Annotated in this window: 20 protein-coding genes; 9 read left to right on the top strand and 11 right to left on the bottom strand. The window is 62.6% G+C overall.

What is annotated here, in order from left to right:
* The first annotated feature begins 31 nt into the window (after window positions 1-31).
* Window positions 32-2,578 (top strand): M15 family metallopeptidase, encoded by a 2,547-nt coding sequence (locus MKK88_RS14900; RefSeq protein ID WP_244000956.1) that lies wholly within the window; start codon window positions 32-34, stop codon window positions 2,576-2,578.
* Window positions 2,579-3,075: 497 nt separating this feature from the next.
* On the opposite strand, the gene MKK88_RS14895 is transcribed toward MKK88_RS14900, so the two are convergent.
* A complete protein-coding gene (locus MKK88_RS14895) occupies window positions 3,076-3,459 on the bottom strand; it encodes a hypothetical protein (protein WP_244000954.1) in 384 nt (127 codons plus the stop codon).
* 79 nt (window positions 3,460-3,538) lie between these two features.
* Here MKK88_RS14895 and MKK88_RS14890 point away from each other — a divergent pair, with 79 nt between their 5' ends.
* On the top strand, window positions 3,539-3,754 hold the full coding sequence (locus MKK88_RS14890; protein ID WP_244000952.1) for a hypothetical protein: 216 nt from the start codon (window positions 3,539-3,541) through the stop codon (window positions 3,752-3,754).
* Between the two features lie 13 nt (window positions 3,755-3,767).
* Here MKK88_RS14890 and MKK88_RS14885 read toward each other — a convergent pair whose 3' ends face one another.
* Window positions 3,768-4,073, bottom strand: coding sequence for a hypothetical protein (locus MKK88_RS14885; RefSeq protein WP_244000950.1), 306 nt, complete (start codon window positions 4,071-4,073; stop codon window positions 3,768-3,770).
* Between the two features lie 90 nt (window positions 4,074-4,163).
* Between MKK88_RS14885 and MKK88_RS14880 the strand changes: the two genes are divergently transcribed.
* Complete coding sequence (locus tag MKK88_RS14880; RefSeq protein ID WP_244000949.1) at window positions 4,164-4,352, top strand: hypothetical protein; 189 nt, start codon at window positions 4,164-4,166, stop codon at window positions 4,350-4,352.
* A 607-nt stretch (window positions 4,353-4,959) separates the two neighbouring features.
* Window positions 4,960-5,874, top strand: a complete 915-nt coding sequence (locus MKK88_RS14875) for a manganese catalase family protein (protein WP_244000947.1) — start codon at window positions 4,960-4,962, stop codon at window positions 5,872-5,874.
* 60 nt (window positions 5,875-5,934) lie between these two features.
* Here the strand turns inward: MKK88_RS14875 and MKK88_RS14870 are convergent, their stop codons facing one another.
* From MKK88_RS14870 to MKK88_RS14855, 4 genes are all read right to left on the bottom strand, one after another.
* Window positions 5,935-6,222, bottom strand: coding sequence for a hypothetical protein (locus MKK88_RS14870; protein WP_244000945.1), 288 nt, complete (start codon window positions 6,220-6,222; stop codon window positions 5,935-5,937).
* 88 nt (window positions 6,223-6,310) lie between these two features.
* Window positions 6,311-6,457, bottom strand: a complete 147-nt coding sequence (locus tag MKK88_RS14865; RefSeq protein WP_244000943.1) for a hypothetical protein — start codon at window positions 6,455-6,457, stop codon at window positions 6,311-6,313.
* A gap of 31 nt (window positions 6,458-6,488) precedes the next feature.
* On the bottom strand, window positions 6,489-7,079 hold the full coding sequence (locus tag MKK88_RS14860; RefSeq protein WP_244000941.1) for a PIN domain-containing protein: 591 nt from the start codon (window positions 7,077-7,079) through the stop codon (window positions 6,489-6,491).
* Window positions 7,080-7,082: 3 nt separating this feature from the next.
* The gene (locus MKK88_RS14855) at window positions 7,083-7,538 is read right to left on the bottom strand and encodes a helix-turn-helix domain-containing protein (protein WP_244000940.1); all 456 of its coding nucleotides are present in this window, start codon (window positions 7,536-7,538) and stop codon (window positions 7,083-7,085) included.
* A 185-nt stretch (window positions 7,539-7,723) separates the two neighbouring features.
* Here MKK88_RS14855 and MKK88_RS14850 point away from each other — a divergent pair, with 185 nt between their 5' ends.
* Complete coding sequence (locus MKK88_RS14850) at window positions 7,724-8,149, top strand: hypothetical protein (protein WP_244000938.1); 426 nt, start codon at window positions 7,724-7,726, stop codon at window positions 8,147-8,149.
* Between the two features lie 38 nt (window positions 8,150-8,187).
* Here MKK88_RS14850 and MKK88_RS14845 read toward each other — a convergent pair whose 3' ends face one another.
* Window positions 8,188-9,351, bottom strand: a complete 1,164-nt coding sequence (locus MKK88_RS14845) for an acyltransferase family protein (protein WP_244000936.1) — start codon at window positions 9,349-9,351, stop codon at window positions 8,188-8,190.
* Between the two features lie 427 nt (window positions 9,352-9,778).
* On the opposite strand from MKK88_RS14845, the gene MKK88_RS14840 reads away from it, so the two are divergent.
* Window positions 9,779-9,955, top strand: coding sequence for a helix-turn-helix domain-containing protein (locus tag MKK88_RS14840; protein ID WP_244000934.1), 177 nt, complete (start codon window positions 9,779-9,781; stop codon window positions 9,953-9,955).
* Between the two features lie 233 nt (window positions 9,956-10,188).
* On the opposite strand, the gene MKK88_RS14835 is transcribed toward MKK88_RS14840, so the two are convergent.
* Window positions 10,189-10,416, bottom strand: a complete 228-nt coding sequence (locus MKK88_RS14835; RefSeq protein WP_244000932.1) for a hypothetical protein — start codon at window positions 10,414-10,416, stop codon at window positions 10,189-10,191.
* Between the two features lie 83 nt (window positions 10,417-10,499).
* A complete protein-coding gene (locus MKK88_RS14830) occupies window positions 10,500-11,336 on the bottom strand; it encodes a helix-turn-helix domain-containing protein (RefSeq protein WP_244000930.1) in 837 nt (278 codons plus the stop codon).
* Window positions 11,337-11,635: 299 nt separating this feature from the next.
* Between MKK88_RS14830 and MKK88_RS14825 the strand changes: the two genes are divergently transcribed.
* From MKK88_RS14825 to MKK88_RS14815, 3 genes are all read left to right on the top strand, one after another.
* A complete protein-coding gene (locus tag MKK88_RS14825) occupies window positions 11,636-11,839 on the top strand; it encodes a hypothetical protein (protein ID WP_244000928.1) in 204 nt (67 codons plus the stop codon).
* 228 nt (window positions 11,840-12,067) lie between these two features.
* Complete coding sequence (locus MKK88_RS14820) at window positions 12,068-12,322, top strand: HU family DNA-binding protein (protein WP_313902320.1); 255 nt, start codon at window positions 12,068-12,070, stop codon at window positions 12,320-12,322.
* 609 nt (window positions 12,323-12,931) lie between these two features.
* A complete protein-coding gene (locus MKK88_RS14815; protein WP_244000926.1) occupies window positions 12,932-13,330 on the top strand; it encodes a helix-turn-helix domain-containing protein in 399 nt (132 codons plus the stop codon).
* Window positions 13,331-13,342: 12 nt separating this feature from the next.
* Here the strand turns inward: MKK88_RS14815 and MKK88_RS14810 are convergent, their stop codons facing one another.
* Window positions 13,343-13,588, bottom strand: coding sequence for a hypothetical protein (locus tag MKK88_RS14810; protein ID WP_244000924.1), 246 nt, complete (start codon window positions 13,586-13,588; stop codon window positions 13,343-13,345).
* A gap of 116 nt (window positions 13,589-13,704) precedes the next feature.
* On the bottom strand, window positions 13,705-14,058 hold the full coding sequence (locus MKK88_RS14805) for a hypothetical protein (RefSeq protein ID WP_244000922.1): 354 nt from the start codon (window positions 14,056-14,058) through the stop codon (window positions 13,705-13,707).
* Window positions 14,059-14,435: the final 377 nt, after the last annotated feature.

The raw sequence follows: 14,435 nt of genomic DNA, 5'->3' as shown, positions 1-14,435 counted from the left end.
GGGTGCCATCCCGTAGCCGAGGAGGCCTGACATGGGCGTGCCGATCACCGACGCCATCGCCGTCACCCTCGGGCTGGACGCGCGGCAATACTTTGAGGAGATGGTGCGCGTCGGCAGACAGCGCGCGCGGGTCGTCGCCTCGAACAGGCAAGACTTCGAGCGCATGAAGCGCGAGACCGTCAAAGAGCTGAAGGAGATCCAGAGGGAGCAGGACAAGCACGCCAAGGCCGTAGAGGCGGCCCACGACAAGATTTCCAATTCGTTCGGCTCGGTGATCCGCAGCGTCCTGAAGCTCTACGCGGTCTTCACGGCGGGCAAGGCGGTCGGCGACTTCGTGCGGGACATCACGCAGGCGGATGCCGCCCTTGGACGGCTCGCCAAATCGCTTGAGACGACCCCTGAGGCCCTTTCCTCACTCGGGGCGGCCGTCGCCCGGTCCGGAGGCTCCGCGGACGCTGCGGTCGGCTCGTTCGAGAAGCTGGCCAACGCGTACAACGAGGTGAAGCTGACGGGCCGCAGCGCGACCTACGACATGCTCTCCCGGCTCTCGGGGGCGTCCGGCAAGGCCATCCAGTTCGGCCGGGACACCACCAAGACCATCTTGGATGCGGCCGACGCGGCCAAGGCCCTGAGCGATCGGCAGGGCGTATCCTACACCTCGACCCTGCTGCGGGAAGCCGGACTGGATCCCGGGACGATCGCCCTGATGGTCCAGGGCAGCGCCAAGGTGAAAGAGGCCTTCGAGAAGGTTCAACGCCTCGGCGGCGTGGTCTCGAAGCGGGATACGGAGGCGGCGCAGCGGTTCTCGACAGCGCTGACCGACGTGACCATGATCTCGACGGGCCTCGGCCGGACGATCTGGACGCAGCTCTCACCGGCTATCTCGGAGATCATTGAGAAATTCGTCAAATGGTACGAGGTCAACGGCGAGTGGCTGCGCACCGAGATCTCGGAGAAGGTGAAGCAGCTCGCGGAGTACCTGCGGTCCATCGACTGGAATGCGATCGGGACGGCGATCAAGGATTTTGCTGTCGGGTGCAACGACGCGGCCAAGGCGGTCGGCGGCTGGAAGGTGGTGTTCGAGGCGCTTCTCGGCGCATGGCTGTTCACGAAGCTCTACGGCCTCCTGCGAGTTCTGGGCCTGATCCGGCTGGCCATGGGGGCGTCCAGCGGCGCAGGCGGCATTGGGCGGCTGCTGGCTTTCCTGGCGACACCCGCGGGCGCGGCAGCGGCTGCCATCATCGGCACCTCTGCGGCGACGGACGCGGCCGTTCCGAACGCGGAGAAGCCCGGCGTCATCACGCGATCCGACGATGAGAATACCGGGGCGGCCAGCGGCGCCGGTCTCGGCGGCGTGCTGCGGCGCGGGTATCGGGCGGCTCGACGCATGCTCGGGGGCGGTGATGCCGATGCTGCGGAAGGCGGTGGGATCCGGCGACGCGCGGCTCGCGCTGCTCAGGCCGACAAGGCGAATTACAACTTCACGGGAGACAACGCGAACATCGTAAAGCAGGCTGCCGCTGAGCTTGGGACCTCGCCGAAGGATCTCGCGACTGTCATCAGCTATGAAACTGGGGGTAAGTTCTCGCCTTCGATTTGGGGCGGTAAGGGGGGCTCAATGTTGGGGCTCATTCAGTTCAACCGCGAAAATCAGCGCAAATATGGCGTGAACGATAAGCAGTCATTTTCGGAACAGATGCCTGCCGTTGTCAAATACTTAAAAGACCGCGGCTTCAAAAAAGGCATGAACCTTAATCAGCTCTACGCCACAATCAATGGCGGCAACCCCTACGTCAGTCAGAACGCCTCGGACGGCAATGGCACGATCGCGCAGCATGTCGAGCGTATGCGCTCAGGGCACGCGGCTCGTGTTGAACGCTTTCTGAATAGCGGCGGCCCCGCTTCTCCTACCAGCAAACCTGACGGCTCGCCCCTCCCGACCGATGGCACGGGCGTCAACGCCGACCTCATGAAGGTCTACCAGCGGGCGCAGCAGCTCAGTGAGGTCAAGTTCCACATCCACGAGGGCTTGCGGTCCATTGAGCGCCAGAAAGAGATGGTGGCGCGCAAGTGGTCGCACACAATGAATTCAAAGCACCTGACCGGGCGGGCGATCGATATCCGCGCGGATGGCGACCCAGCCGTGGGCGGACTAGACGCGGCCAAGTACGGCAAGATCAACGATGCGATGAAGAAGGCATCTCAGGAACTCGGCGTTCCCATCCAATGGGGCGGCGATAGCTTCGGCAGCTTCAAGGACGTGCCGCACTTCCAGTTGCCGGACAGCTACAAGAGCAACGCGGGGGCCTACGGGGCGGCAAAAACCTCTGCGCTTGATGCGGTCAAGAGCGGGGCACGAGCCGCATCAGAGAATGCTAGCCTAGCGCAGTCCCTGCTGACCTCTAACTCAGTCACCAACCATGGGGCACAGGACAACAGCACCCGCACCGAGACGCAATACAACGGCGACTTCCATTTTCATGGAGTGCAGGATCCCAAGGGAATGATGGCCGAGCTGAAACGCGCATCGGTCGGCAGCCGGTCATTCACGGCCGCAGCTGACTATGGGACGGCGTAATCAACGCCGCCGATTAGACCTATCGGTGATTGGCACACCATCGATAGGTTCTGCCATGAGATACGAAGGTTTGCTGATCCAGAACCTGTAAGTCGAAGCGGTAGGACCCCGCAGGCAAATCCCTGTTGCCAGCGGTGCATTGCGCCGTACCCGAATAGCGGTTTCCATGAGCCGTGATTTTGCCGAATTGACAATTGCCGTCGTTGCCCTCGGCGGCAGGAGCTATAAAAGGTCCTGATCGGGTCGCCGGATCGCGTTTTGTCAGTACGAACATGCTCTCGTTTATATCCGAGTGCCCGTTGACGCATTGCCCTCCGCTATAATCACCATCCCTCAGCGGCAGCGTTGCAGCAGCCGCTGGCATTGTGACACCAACAATTACGGCGGCGAGGGCGTAGCGCATCTCGGCAAGATGGGCGCAAGAAGCGCGGCTGTCGAGATGCCTCGCGGACCTACCCATGCTCACATATTGGTTTGATCACGAGAGCCAGCAGCGGTCAGTCCTGATCCTTCGGGAAGGTCAGGGTCGTCGGCCCGCCAACCGCCTTGAACTTCACCGTGTAGGTGTAGACGAGGCCGTTGATTTTCTTAGTGAGGTACGCCCGACCGTACTCCGCGTCGGCTTTGGTAAATTCTGCTTGGTGCTCTTGCCGTATTTCAGCAATTGCGATCTCAACGACATCATCAATGATGTCGCCGCATATGCCCAAGGCAGCCTTGCTCAGCGCCTCAGCGTTGTCCCCCGAGGGCAGGAACTGCGCGAGGTTGGTGTCCAAGCAGCCTTTTAGCTTCTGTAATTTGGTATCGGCTCGCGTCCCCGCCTCGGCCGATGTAGTCGCCGAGATTGCGAAGATAGCGACGGCGGCGATGGTCTGGCGCATCCCGTCAGGATGGGCGCAGATAAGCCCGCTGTCGAGGCGCTAGGGTGTCCGTGGCGGCGGCGACAGGCTACAGTCGGCCATGGATCCCACCATCGTCAAAGCCCTCGCCCTGATCGAGGATCATCACGTCGAGCACGGCATCCCAACGGTGCTGGAGATGCGCGGTATCCGGGCGAAAATGGAGGCCGAAGCGACGGGGCACGCGACAGCCGTAGAGATGGCGCACGACACGCTCACGGCCATGGGATACCGGGTCGAGATGGTCGACGGCGTGATCTACCGGTTGGAGCAGTAGCAGGCGCAGGAGCCTAGCTGCCGGCCTCATGGCTGGCAGTTGCTTCGACCAAGCCGCCTGTCCAAGCCATGCCGTGATCCGCCCCGCGCCAGGGCTGCCTTCGGGCCTCGCGCCGTGCCTCGAACATGAGGCCGTACCGTTCGCCCTCGCCCTCATCGTCCGGGCCGGCAGGCATGATCCCGATCACCCGGCCGCCGAACCCGGAAGGCTTGGCCTTGGCTTCGTGTAGGTAGATCCAGCCGCCGATGAGCGCCTGAGCATCGGCTTCCGAGACCTTCCACCAGCCCGAGCGATACGTCTGGCCCTCAAGGTGAGCCATGTTCCTGTACCGACCGCCCTCGTGACGGCACAGCAGGTGAATAGCTTTTGCCACGTTGCTGCTCCTCACCCTCGCGGCTACAGCCCGCCCATGTCCGACAAGCTAGACGCTCTTCTCGAACGCCTGAAGGCGCACCAGCGCTCGCTCATCCTGGCGATGGCCGAACACGATGGGCTGCCTGCCGGGAGCGCTCTGCGCCAGGTCGCTGAACTGGAGAACGTCATCGCGGCCGTCGAGGCGGTGGCCGGGGAGGAAGCCGATCGGGCCCGGCGCGGGTAAGGTCGCACGGCACGCCATGGCAGCGGGCGGTAGTTCCCGCTCCGGCGTCCCAATCATTATCGAAATTGCGCAACCGCGGCAGGAGCGAAGGGTTTAGCCCTCAACATGTGGTGAGGTGAACAGCGCATGCCGCGACCCGGTACGATCATTGTTCTTCTGCTGCTCTCAGCCTTCGTTGGCTACGGTGTCTGGTTCGTCGTCTACCCCGCAGCGCCTCTGGCGGCGCGCTAAGTCCTGCGCTTCGCGTCGGGCGGCCGTCGCCGTTCAAGCCCCCTGCATGTGGCTCCGAGGCGACACGCGTCGGCGACTACCTGTGGACGGCCTGAAGTGCCTCCGATCGGTCAAGGTTCAGGGGCGAACGTGGGTCGTTCTCCTCGATCCGGCCTCGCCATGTTCGCCAGCCCTCGCGCCTTCGTTCACTACCATCGCGAGCGCTTCGCCGTGCTTCTATCCTCAGCCTTGTTCCTAGCAGGCGCGCTGCCCCTATTCTGGGCCATCGCCTAGACCTTCGAACCGCCTTGTGCTGGACCTGGTGACGCGTGGCGGAACGATCGGTCCCTACGAACACATGCCCTGACGCGCACCTCGCGCGAACGGAGCTACCTGCATGTTCATGAAGATCGACCGCCTCCTCACGGAGCTGCCCGAGCCGAAGAAGCCGGAGCCGAACGCGGCCGCTGCCCTGCAGGAGCTGCTCGGTGGCAAGTACGGCGAGATGTCGACCCTCGGGAACTACATGTTTCAGAGCTTCAATTTCCGCAACAAGACCAAGCTCCGCCCGTTCTACAGCCTGGTATCGAGCATTTTTGCCGAGGAGCTTGGCCACGTCGAGGTGGTTTCGAACGGCATCGCGTTGTTGAACAACGGTCCGGGCAATCCGACGAAGGATGTCGACATTTCAAAGGCACCGTTTGCCGAGATGCAGGACGTGCGGCTGGCCGGCAGCTTCCTTTCGAACGGCGGCGGCGCGATGCCGATGAATTCCAACGCCGCGTCCTGGAACATGGACATGGTGACGACCACCGGAAACCTGATCATCGACCTTCTGCACAACTTCCATCTCGAATGCGGCGCGCGCATCCATAAGCTGCGCGTCTACGAGACGATGACGGAACCGACGGGCCGTGAGGTCTGCGGCTACCTGCTGGTCCGTGGCTCGCTCCACGCCCACGCCTATGCGCTGGCGATCAAGAAGCTTACCGGCGTCGAACTCGAAAAAATGCTGCCGACGCCCAACATCGACCTCTCCCGCATTCCCGAGTGTCAGAAGTACCTCGACGAGGGCAAGCACCGCCGGCTCTACACCTTCAGCCCGGATGATTACGCCGAGGCAGCCGGCGTCTGGTCGAACGACGAGGTAGCGCTGCCGGGCGACCCGCCGGGCAACCTGGAAGTGGTGGACGGCTACCCGGAAGGCGGCAAGATCCCAGAACTCGACGGCAATTACGGTGCCTTCGCGCCGGATTACGCCCCGGAGGAGATCTTCGAGATCGCCAGCAAGCTCTACAAGAAGGGCCGCTGAGCTAGACGAAATGGGTTAGGGAGCGCCCCGCGGGTCCGACTTCCGCGGGGCGTGACGAGCTTACTTGCCGCTTGGAGCCGCACCGCTGCCGGTTGCGCCATTGCCGGTACCGCTGCCAGCCGGCGCCCCAGGCGTGCTGACAGGCGGACCGCCGCTGGTGCCGGGCCCTGTGCCTGTGCTCATCGAGCTGCCGCCGCCTTTCATGGACTTCTCGGAATTGCTCTTCACGGAGCCTGGGTTGTTCATGTTGCCCTCGGCGCTGCCGCCGCCGGCCGCGGTCTGAGCGACAGCGGCACCTGAGACCGCCAGTGTCAGCGCGACGGCAAGGGTTAGTGTCTTCATGGGCATGGACGTTCCTCCAGACTGATCAGCTTGATCGGTCAAGAGCTGAACCTGGCTGCGATCTTTATCGTTCAGGCACTCGTAAGGGTTGCAGTTACAAATCGCGCACCCGTCGCAGCCAGAGAGCTAGGACCAGAGCCCCAGGCCAGAACACGAGGCTGAGCAGGGCTATCGAGATGATGGGACGGCCCTTCCACCAGACGATGATGACCGGCAGGAACAGGACCGGGATGGCGGCCATGGGAATTCTCAAGGTGGCGCGGCCCGCCTCTCTACAGAGACGCCTCGTAAGATCGCAGCAGGCCAACAGTCTCAACGAGGCCAACCGCCTCCATGTCCAGCAATAACACTGCTGGCGTTTTCTCAGGCTTACGCATCCTCTCGCGCATCCGCCGGATCGCGGCCACGGCTCGACCAGGGTCCAGCTCGATTGTGTCAGCCAGGAATGCGTCGGAGGAGCGCGCTTCGAGGTCGAACGGCTCTAGAACTGCAGCCGGAAAGTGCCGCAGGTTCTCGGTCACGATGGTCTGAGCCCGGGTCTTAAGGGCTGCCGCCAGCACGTGGGCATCCCCTTGATCCGGCAAGTCGCTGCAGACGCATAGGAACGTGTCGAAATCCTCGACCATGGCCTCTTCAAAGGCCTTCTCCATCCCTTGTCGCGCGCGGGTTGCCCGCTCGTGGGCATCGGGCGTGCCTTTGTGCGTGAGAATGCGCCCGATAGCTCGCTCTGTCTCATCAAGGATCGGAGTGGACCAACGCACTCGGTAGAACGCTGCATCGGCGAGCGTGAGCAGCAAGTTCCGGTTCAGCGCCCCCGCCAACGAGCAGGCATCGACGAGTGCAGTGAACCGGTTGGCGAACACGGCTCAGAGGCTTTCCGCGTCCAGGGCGGCAAGTTCGGACAGTGCCTCGTCCCGTGCCGTTGCTCGCTGCTCACGGTAAGCGAACAGATCCTCGGCCCGGATGCGCCTGTGCCGGCCGACCATCGTGTGCTTGATCTCCTCCCGGTCCAAAAGCTTGATGAGGAAGGGACGTGACACGTTGAGGATGTCGGCCGCTTGCTGCGTGGTGAGCATTTGACTGACCGGCACGAGGGTGACGGCGTCACCACTGCCTATGTGGCGAAGCACCTTCAGCAGGAGGTCCGACAGCGCAGGCGTGAGAGTGATTTCTGCAGGCTTCCGATCCTCGCCCAAGACACGCAGCTTCGCGTCTCCAGCTGCCTGAGCGGCGATGATCTCGCGAAGCTGATTGGCGGCTGCCCGCTCATCCGCCGATGGCAAGCGGCTGCCGAGGCCTTCGGCCAAGGCTGGCATGGTCATACGGGTCGCTCCGATGGTTGCGAACGCTAGCTGCTATTCGAAACAAACGCAACAAACGCAATAGCTGCTATCGCCATCCACAGGCAAAGTCGGTCCCTCGCTGACGTGTGCCGAGCCATGTGGCCCTAAACGGCAACGCCTTAACTGCTACGCTTTCTTCCCGCCCGGTGGCACATTGTGCGCCTATGCCGATCCGGCCCGAACACCGCTTCTTCTACCCCATCGACTGGGCACAGCTCTCGGCCGTGATCCGGTTCGGGCGGGCTAGGGGCTGCTGCGAGGGCTGCGGACGGCCGCACGGGCAGATGGTCTACCACCTCGGCGATGGCCGTTGGTGGGACGCGGACACCGGCCGGTGGCGCGATGGGTGGGGCAGGCGGATCCGGCTAGCTGCTGAAGCCGACATCCTAGGCCGTGCCCGTCGGACTCGGGTGATGTTGGCTGCAGCCCATCGGGACCACGACACCTCGAACAATGCGGACGCCAACCTCGCGGCCTTCTGCCAGCGCTGTCACATGATCCACGACCGGCCGGAGCATCAGCGAAGGCGCTGGCGCACCCTGTTTCGGCGGAAGGCGCTCGGGGATTTGTTTCAGGGTCCCTATGTTTAGATGCCGCCTCTCCTTGATACAGGCCTGCCGCACCGCTCCTATCGCATCTGTCTGAGCCCCGCCGCGGCTGCATCCGCCGATGGAGGCAACTCATTCTGAAGGCGGTGTGAGGCAATGAACGAAAAACGCCGCCGTAGATTAAGGATCGGACGTTCAATCAAGTGCCAGGAAAATATCGCAAACAAGACGATACACGGAAGCGCCAAAATAACTTGCAGGTTCGCATCTCGCACAGGTACGAGATTAACCAACGCTTGCTGAATTGGCCAACCGTATAAGTATATACCATAAGAGTAATCGCCGGCTCGCAGCAATTTTGGAACCCAGAGATTAGTCACCCCCAAACAAACGGTAAGGTAAATCAGTGCCGGCAGGATCATAAGGTTCATGAATGGATAGAATGGCACTACCGTGACGGCGGCCAAGTCGAATGCACCTGCGGCTAGTAAGATGCCCGCCGCCAGGCCCATCAGTCGTAGGTCATAGGGCAATCGATAGCGATATAAATAAGCAGCAATCCCTAGCAGAAACGCGACGTACAGGCGAGACGCTTTGTCTACAAACAGCTTATCACCCAGTCGAGCTGCTAGAGAGACCGGGTCATCTGGTAGGCCAAGACTAAGGACGAAGCCGAGCAGAATTACTGCCAATGCCGCACCAAGCACTAAAGCCGGTCGGCGCAGCAGGCCGGTAAGCATGCAAGCCGACATCAGTACGTAGCAGGCGATCTCGTGAGGAATTGTCCAGAGCGACCCGTTAACGAGGTCAGTAGGGTTGCGCGCGAACACGCCTGGCAAAGTGTAGATAATAAATCCGAATACATTCGCGAAGTATCGATATGTCTTTAGGTCGGTAGCGTAATTCCACAGTGAAAGATCAGTGAATATTGGACCAATCACAATTGCACTAAGCAAGACTTCTACCGCAAGAGCGGGAACGATCCTAAGGGACCGGTTGAGTAAGAAATCACGTAGACGGAGACGTAGAGCGCTCCCTGTAATCAAAAACCCGCTTAGCCCGAAGAATGCCGCAATGATACTGTAACTTCCAAGCTCAAAAAATCCACCGCCACGGGCAATGTCATTATTCACGATTGCACGACTATGCCAGATTACGACTGACACAGCCAAGACAACTCGCATCAAATCAAAACCGGGGGCGAGGCCGCTCCGCCGGTCGAGAATAGACCCAACTGTTTGCATGCGTGCGCTTGACCACGGTGCTGTCACTTCGCGGCATTATCATACGGAGCGCTGTTAAAAAGCGCTGAGGATTATGGTGCGTATTAGACCCCATGGATTAAATTGAGGCCCCCCTCTTGGTGGAGGCAGATTGGGGCAACCGCAGGTACACGGGCGGGTGCACACGCCGGGATCCTACGCAGCGCAGACTACCGTCACCATGGCGCACCGGCGAACCCACGACGGCTGCCCGAAGTTGCCGCGGTACTTCGCTGGGGAGCCGAAGCTGCCCCCGCAGGCCCTGGACTAAAGCCCACTACCCGCGCGGGTCCTATACGTGGATCCCTGAAGATCTTGCAGCTGTGAAACTTCGCGCGGGGCGGTTCCGTACCGCTCGGCCATGAGTGCTTAACACGACAAACCCACGTCCCAGGCATCCGCCTTAGCCGTGCAAGCCCATGCTGCCCGCGTCCGTAACGCCTTCTCGATCGAGACCCTGGCGGCGCTGGCCCAGGTAGATCCCGAAACGATCACGGCATTGGAGAAGGGCGACACCATCAAGGATGTGGCTGCATGGGAGCGGGTTTTGGACGTGCTCGGTCTACCTTCTGACAGCCCCCGCTAATTTGCAGGCCATAGGCCGGCGCTCGTGGTGTCCAGTTCCCCCGCCGCACCGACCCTCACGCGACTGCCCGGCCTAGGTTTCACGGGCGAGCCCCGGGGAACTGGCCCGGTTGCGCCTGTCGTCGCGTGCTTATCCGCCCCGGGCCGTGTGGTGTCGCGAACGCCTCGGGCACGCGAGCGGAAAGAAGCGAGGCTTTAGCAGAACCAGGACCGATCAACACGGGGCCGATGGCCTCAGCCTACGTCTGCCAACACGCGTTCCATCTGCACGTCGGCGAGGTAGTTCATCAGCCGATCGGCCATATCGAAATTAGCGCCCGCGACCCAGACCGGAACGGGCAGTTCGGTTTGGGCCACGGTGGCGATCACGGACTCAGCCTTCAGCGCGGCTTCTCGCGGCGTATCGGCAGCGAGGACCCGTGATCCCTGAGGGGTTTCGATCAGGATCGAGATGCTGGTCATGGCGTCCTCAACAAGTGGGCCGCGGAAACCGTTTCGTCTTCACCTCTGCATTATCGTCCGCCCTACCAAACGCTCGCAGACCCTCACCGCATAGCTCGTCCCGTCCTACCGCTCGCGAGACTTCTAACAGGGTCGCTTCGGCCAAAGTCGACCGCTGCCCCTCGGCAGCCTGCTTTTGGTTCCGCTGGCCTCGATTTTTCCAGATCTAGAACTTCAGTAGGCGTGCCCTTCGGGGATTTGCACCCTCCCCCCTGAGGGATGGGGTGGCGTTCCACCACCTCACCGCCAAGGAGGTCGCGATTTGCTACTCCCTTCCGTGCCAGCCGCAGCCAGGCCGTCCACTCGGCCGAGACGATGCGCACGATGTTGGTGTCGTTGCGGAAGCCGGTGATGCGCCGTTCCTCGACAGTTAGGAGCCCGAGCTTCACGGCCTCGCGGATCGCGTTGCGCACGGTGGTCTCGGCCACGCCGACGATGGCGGCGAGATGGCCCACGGCGAGGCGGCAATCCTTCCGGCGGGCTACCTCGGCGGCCACGAGGGCGAGCACGCCTTGCTCCGCCAGGGTGAAGCGCGCCGCGATAGCTGGTGGGAGCCGCCCAGAAGCCGCCCAGCGGCGACGGCGCTCCATAGAGGCAGCCGTGCGCGGCCGAGAGCCTACGCACGTCCTGGGGCTCCCTGCGCGATGGGTGGCGGTATCCGAATTTTCGATATCGGTTGAGCCCCCCGGATTGGGGGAGCGCAAATGCGAAACGGTTTCGCTTTTGGCCTGCCGCGCGGCGATCAGGCCGGACAGCGCCTCGGCCTCGGCCTCTGTCACCTGCCCTGTCCCATAGGCACGCCAGAGTGCGGCTGTGACGGCCGGCAACGCGGCGCGCGGGGCCGCCTCCACCTGTCGGCGGATCTCTTCGGCATAGGTCATCGAACCCGGTCCTTTTTGGACCGCGGCTGTGATCAAGGCACGACTTCATCGCTCCGGGAATTGGCGTTCCCGTTGACTCCCGGCGGGAGCTGTGATGTCTGGGGGGCTGTTGAAGGTCCCTCCCGGACACCATTCGATTTCGCGGGCTCTCTGTTTGGCGACAGGGGGCCCGTAGTCGTTTCAGGGTCTCAGATCCGCGGCGGCTGCTCTCCTGATGATGGCCGCGACTCGCCCAAGGCGGCCGGGCCGGAACGGTCCATGTCGGCCGGAGCGCACGGTTAAGTCAACGTTGAGGCAGAATGACCGAGCTTGAGAAGGTAGACCGTGACATCGACGAACTGGAGGAGACTCGGAAGCTGGCCGTTCAGAAGCTCGGAGTAGATCTGTCGGACGAGGAACGGGCCGCTGAGCAAACCAGCGTCAGGGCCTATCAGCAGGATCTAGCCGCGCTTGAAGAGCGGCGCCGTCAGATCGTGAAGGCTGCGGCAGAGGTAGCAACGTAGCTCGCGATGGCAAAAGAGAACCCGCTGCGGGGGTGCCGCGCGGGTTCAAGTGGTCTCTCGGGAGGAAGGCGACACCTATCTGCGGGAGGCCTCCGGCGGCACCGCCCGCGCGGCAAGTCAGGGTCGCACTCAGCGTATGTACCCGTTACATCGAACTATGATCCGATCCAAGCTTGTGGCCCGCATCGCGGCGTAGAACCCGCATCCTACGCCAAGGATGTCGAGGCCGTGGTCAACGCCATCCTCGACAGGATTGCGGTCGCACTAGCGGATGGCGACCACATCGAGCTACGCGACTTCGGCACTTTCGGGACGAGGGAGACGCGCCTCCGTACCGTCCGCAACCCGCGCATGGGCCAAGCCGTCGCCGTCGAGGCCAAGCAGAGCATCCAATTCAAGCCGGGCAAGGGCCTGCGCGCGCGGCTGAACACTAATGCTGGCATACCTCATGCCGTGCCCGCTGCGGTGACCATGACGCGTTAGATTGATGCCTGCCATACAATCGGAAGTTGGGAAAACATACGCTATTGTGCAACTTAAAAGCGAGGCGTAGGTCTGTTGTGTTGGCTTCAGTCGACCACCACGCCCGCCCGCAGATATGCCCCTCAGCTGTCGAGGGCGGGCGTGGGTGCGATACCCCCTCGCCCCGTAGGATCGAAGCTGCCGCCCGCAGAACTCTTCCGTTGACCGAGCCTGTTCAACGGAGGTGATCGGCCGCTTGCGTTCGCATTGCCGTATCAGAGCGCTCGGCATACGGCGAACGCCCCTCAGCTCGGTTCGCAAGGATGCGCTCACGTAGCATCACGGCGCGTCGTGCGATCGCCTCCGCGTCACAGGTTCGACAGGGACCGCCACGGCCGGCAGCGTGGCAGTTGTCGGGGTTCTGGCATGACCGTCGCGGCATCGCGATGCTATAGCCGATTGAGCATCGATGATCACGGACCTGTTACCCTGGCATTCCACATCCAAGAGTGGTGTTGCCTGAGCGCGCTGGCGCTTGCACAACCTACTCGTGTACAATTCTAGGGTGAATTTGCAGCTGTGCATACACGGCATGCACCTGCGCTCATGACACTCTGAGGCTACCCCCCGATGACGACGAAACCGCCGAAATCTGCCACCGAAGCCGACCGCACGATTGGTGGGCGTGTCGCAGCCCTCCGGGCCGCACAGGGTCTCAGCCAAACCGCCCTGGGTGAAGCGATCGGCGTTAGCTTCCAGCAGGTTCAGAAGTACGAGAAGGGGTGCAATCGCATCAGTGCCGGGCGGCTACAGACCATTGCCGATCTACTGAAGGTGCCGGTCGAGGCGTTCTTCGATGACCGCTCGAATGACGGCGCCGATGGGGGCGACGTTCGGACGTTCTACGACGATCCGCAGGTGATGCAGCTGGTCACAGCTTTCACGAGCATCACCGATGACAGCACGCGCGAGGGTATTTTATCTATTGTGAGAGCTGCGGCTAAGATCCAGCCGAGGGACTTCGATTAGGTACCGACAGGATCAGTGTAGACCATTTCCTTCGGATCCGTACTCGAACGGATCCCTCGTCATCCCTGACGCGATGATCCGACCCACCTCCTCGAGCAAGTTCTGCAGCTTAGGACGCAGCCTTGCTGCGTTCGCTTTGTCCAGACCATCGAGTAGATCCCACAGTACCAGCGCCTGACCGGCAACGTGGTCAAGGGCGGACTGCGCCTCATCAACCTCAGCCGAGCGATCGATCCGACCTTCGCTGTCATCATCCATGCGTCTCTCGACCATCTTGATGCACATCCTCCGATCGCACAGCCGAGCTCGGAATTTCAACTCTGCGGCCATCCAGCCGGGGTGCTGCACGGTCGCTGCTTGGTTGAGCCGGACGCCTATCGACCTCCCGAACCATTCTCGTGGGCGAGATCTGTTGCCTGCCTCATCGCCCGCACCTGCCCGACCTCCGGCAGCTCAGGCGTTCCGAGGATGGCGTTCATCGCCTCGTGCGCCTCCATCCAGCGGCGCGCCGTGGCGAGCAACGCCGGGCCGGCGGCGTCGAGGCCGTGACGCTCAACCCGCCGGTGGTCCGCCGACAGTCGCCGGTTGAGCCGGCGCACCCGTAGCAGCAGGATCACGAGCCGGGCCGTATCGGGCCAGGACAGGCGGCGGACGGCCGCGGCGTGCCGGGGTGGTTCGGGAGCAGCGTGGGCATCAGCGGCGCCTTGCCAGGGCGAGAAGAGCGTCACCGGACGCGGCGGACAGGTCCAGGACGGCGACACCCGCCAGCGCGACGACGTTGCCGCGCCCGCCCCACCGCAGCGGCGGGATGTGGATGGCGGCGGGGTCTGCCGTCAGCCCGGATGCGGCCGCGGGCGGCGTCTCGATACGGGTCTCGGGGATCGCGATCTCGGGCGCCTCGGCCTCACCGTCCTGATCGTTGTCAAACAGCGTTGAACATTGACCCTGGATCGGCGTCGAACTTTGGCTCTGGCGTACTTTCGCTGATCATCCGGAGGTGAAGCCGATCAGGCGAGCTTGCAACAAGTCAATCTTGCCGCGGCCATACATCTGGCGCTTCACCAGCTTGAGTTTGGTGATCTGCCCCTCTGTCTGGCCGTTCGAC

This window comes from Methylobacterium sp. E-005, from assembly GCF_022829725.1.
Classification (GTDB): domain Bacteria; phylum Pseudomonadota; class Alphaproteobacteria; order Rhizobiales; family Beijerinckiaceae; genus Methylobacterium.
Note: the sequence above shows the minus strand (reverse complement) of the source record. Positions and strands in the feature narration are given on the sequence as shown.

Coding starts and splice junctions, on each gene's coding strand:
- MKK88_RS14900 (WP_244000956.1), top strand. CDS start 32: ATGGGCGTGCCGATCACCGACGCCATCGCCGTCACCCTCGGGCTGGAC.
- MKK88_RS14895 (WP_244000954.1), bottom strand. CDS start 3,459: ATGCGCCAGACCATCGCCGCCGTCGCTATCTTCGCAATCTCGGCGACT.
- MKK88_RS14890 (WP_244000952.1), top strand. CDS start 3,539: ATGGATCCCACCATCGTCAAAGCCCTCGCCCTGATCGAGGATCATCAC.
- MKK88_RS14885 (WP_244000950.1), bottom strand. CDS start 4,073: ATGGCTCACCTTGAGGGCCAGACGTATCGCTCGGGCTGGTGGAAGGTC.
- MKK88_RS14880 (WP_244000949.1), top strand. CDS start 4,164: ATGTCCGACAAGCTAGACGCTCTTCTCGAACGCCTGAAGGCGCACCAG.
- MKK88_RS14875 (WP_244000947.1), top strand. CDS start 4,960: ATGTTCATGAAGATCGACCGCCTCCTCACGGAGCTGCCCGAGCCGAAG.
- MKK88_RS14870 (WP_244000945.1), bottom strand. CDS start 6,222: ATGCCCATGAAGACACTAACCCTTGCCGTCGCGCTGACACTGGCGGTC.
- MKK88_RS14865 (WP_244000943.1), bottom strand. CDS start 6,457: ATGGCCGCCATCCCGGTCCTGTTCCTGCCGGTCATCATCGTCTGGTGG.
- MKK88_RS14855 (WP_244000940.1), bottom strand. CDS start 7,538: ATGACCATGCCAGCCTTGGCCGAAGGCCTCGGCAGCCGCTTGCCATCG.
- MKK88_RS14850 (WP_244000938.1), top strand. CDS start 7,724: ATGCCGATCCGGCCCGAACACCGCTTCTTCTACCCCATCGACTGGGCA.
- MKK88_RS14845 (WP_244000936.1), bottom strand. CDS start 9,351: ATGCAAACAGTTGGGTCTATTCTCGACCGGCGGAGCGGCCTCGCCCCC.
- MKK88_RS14835 (WP_244000932.1), bottom strand. CDS start 10,416: ATGACCAGCATCTCGATCCTGATCGAAACCCCTCAGGGATCACGGGTC.
- MKK88_RS14830 (WP_244000930.1), bottom strand. CDS start 11,336: ATGACCTATGCCGAAGAGATCCGCCGACAGGTGGAGGCGGCCCCGCGC.
- MKK88_RS14825 (WP_244000928.1), top strand. CDS start 11,636: ATGACCGAGCTTGAGAAGGTAGACCGTGACATCGACGAACTGGAGGAG.
- MKK88_RS14815 (WP_244000926.1), top strand. CDS start 12,932: ATGACGACGAAACCGCCGAAATCTGCCACCGAAGCCGACCGCACGATT.
- MKK88_RS14810 (WP_244000924.1), bottom strand. CDS start 13,588: ATGGATGATGACAGCGAAGGTCGGATCGATCGCTCGGCTGAGGTTGAT.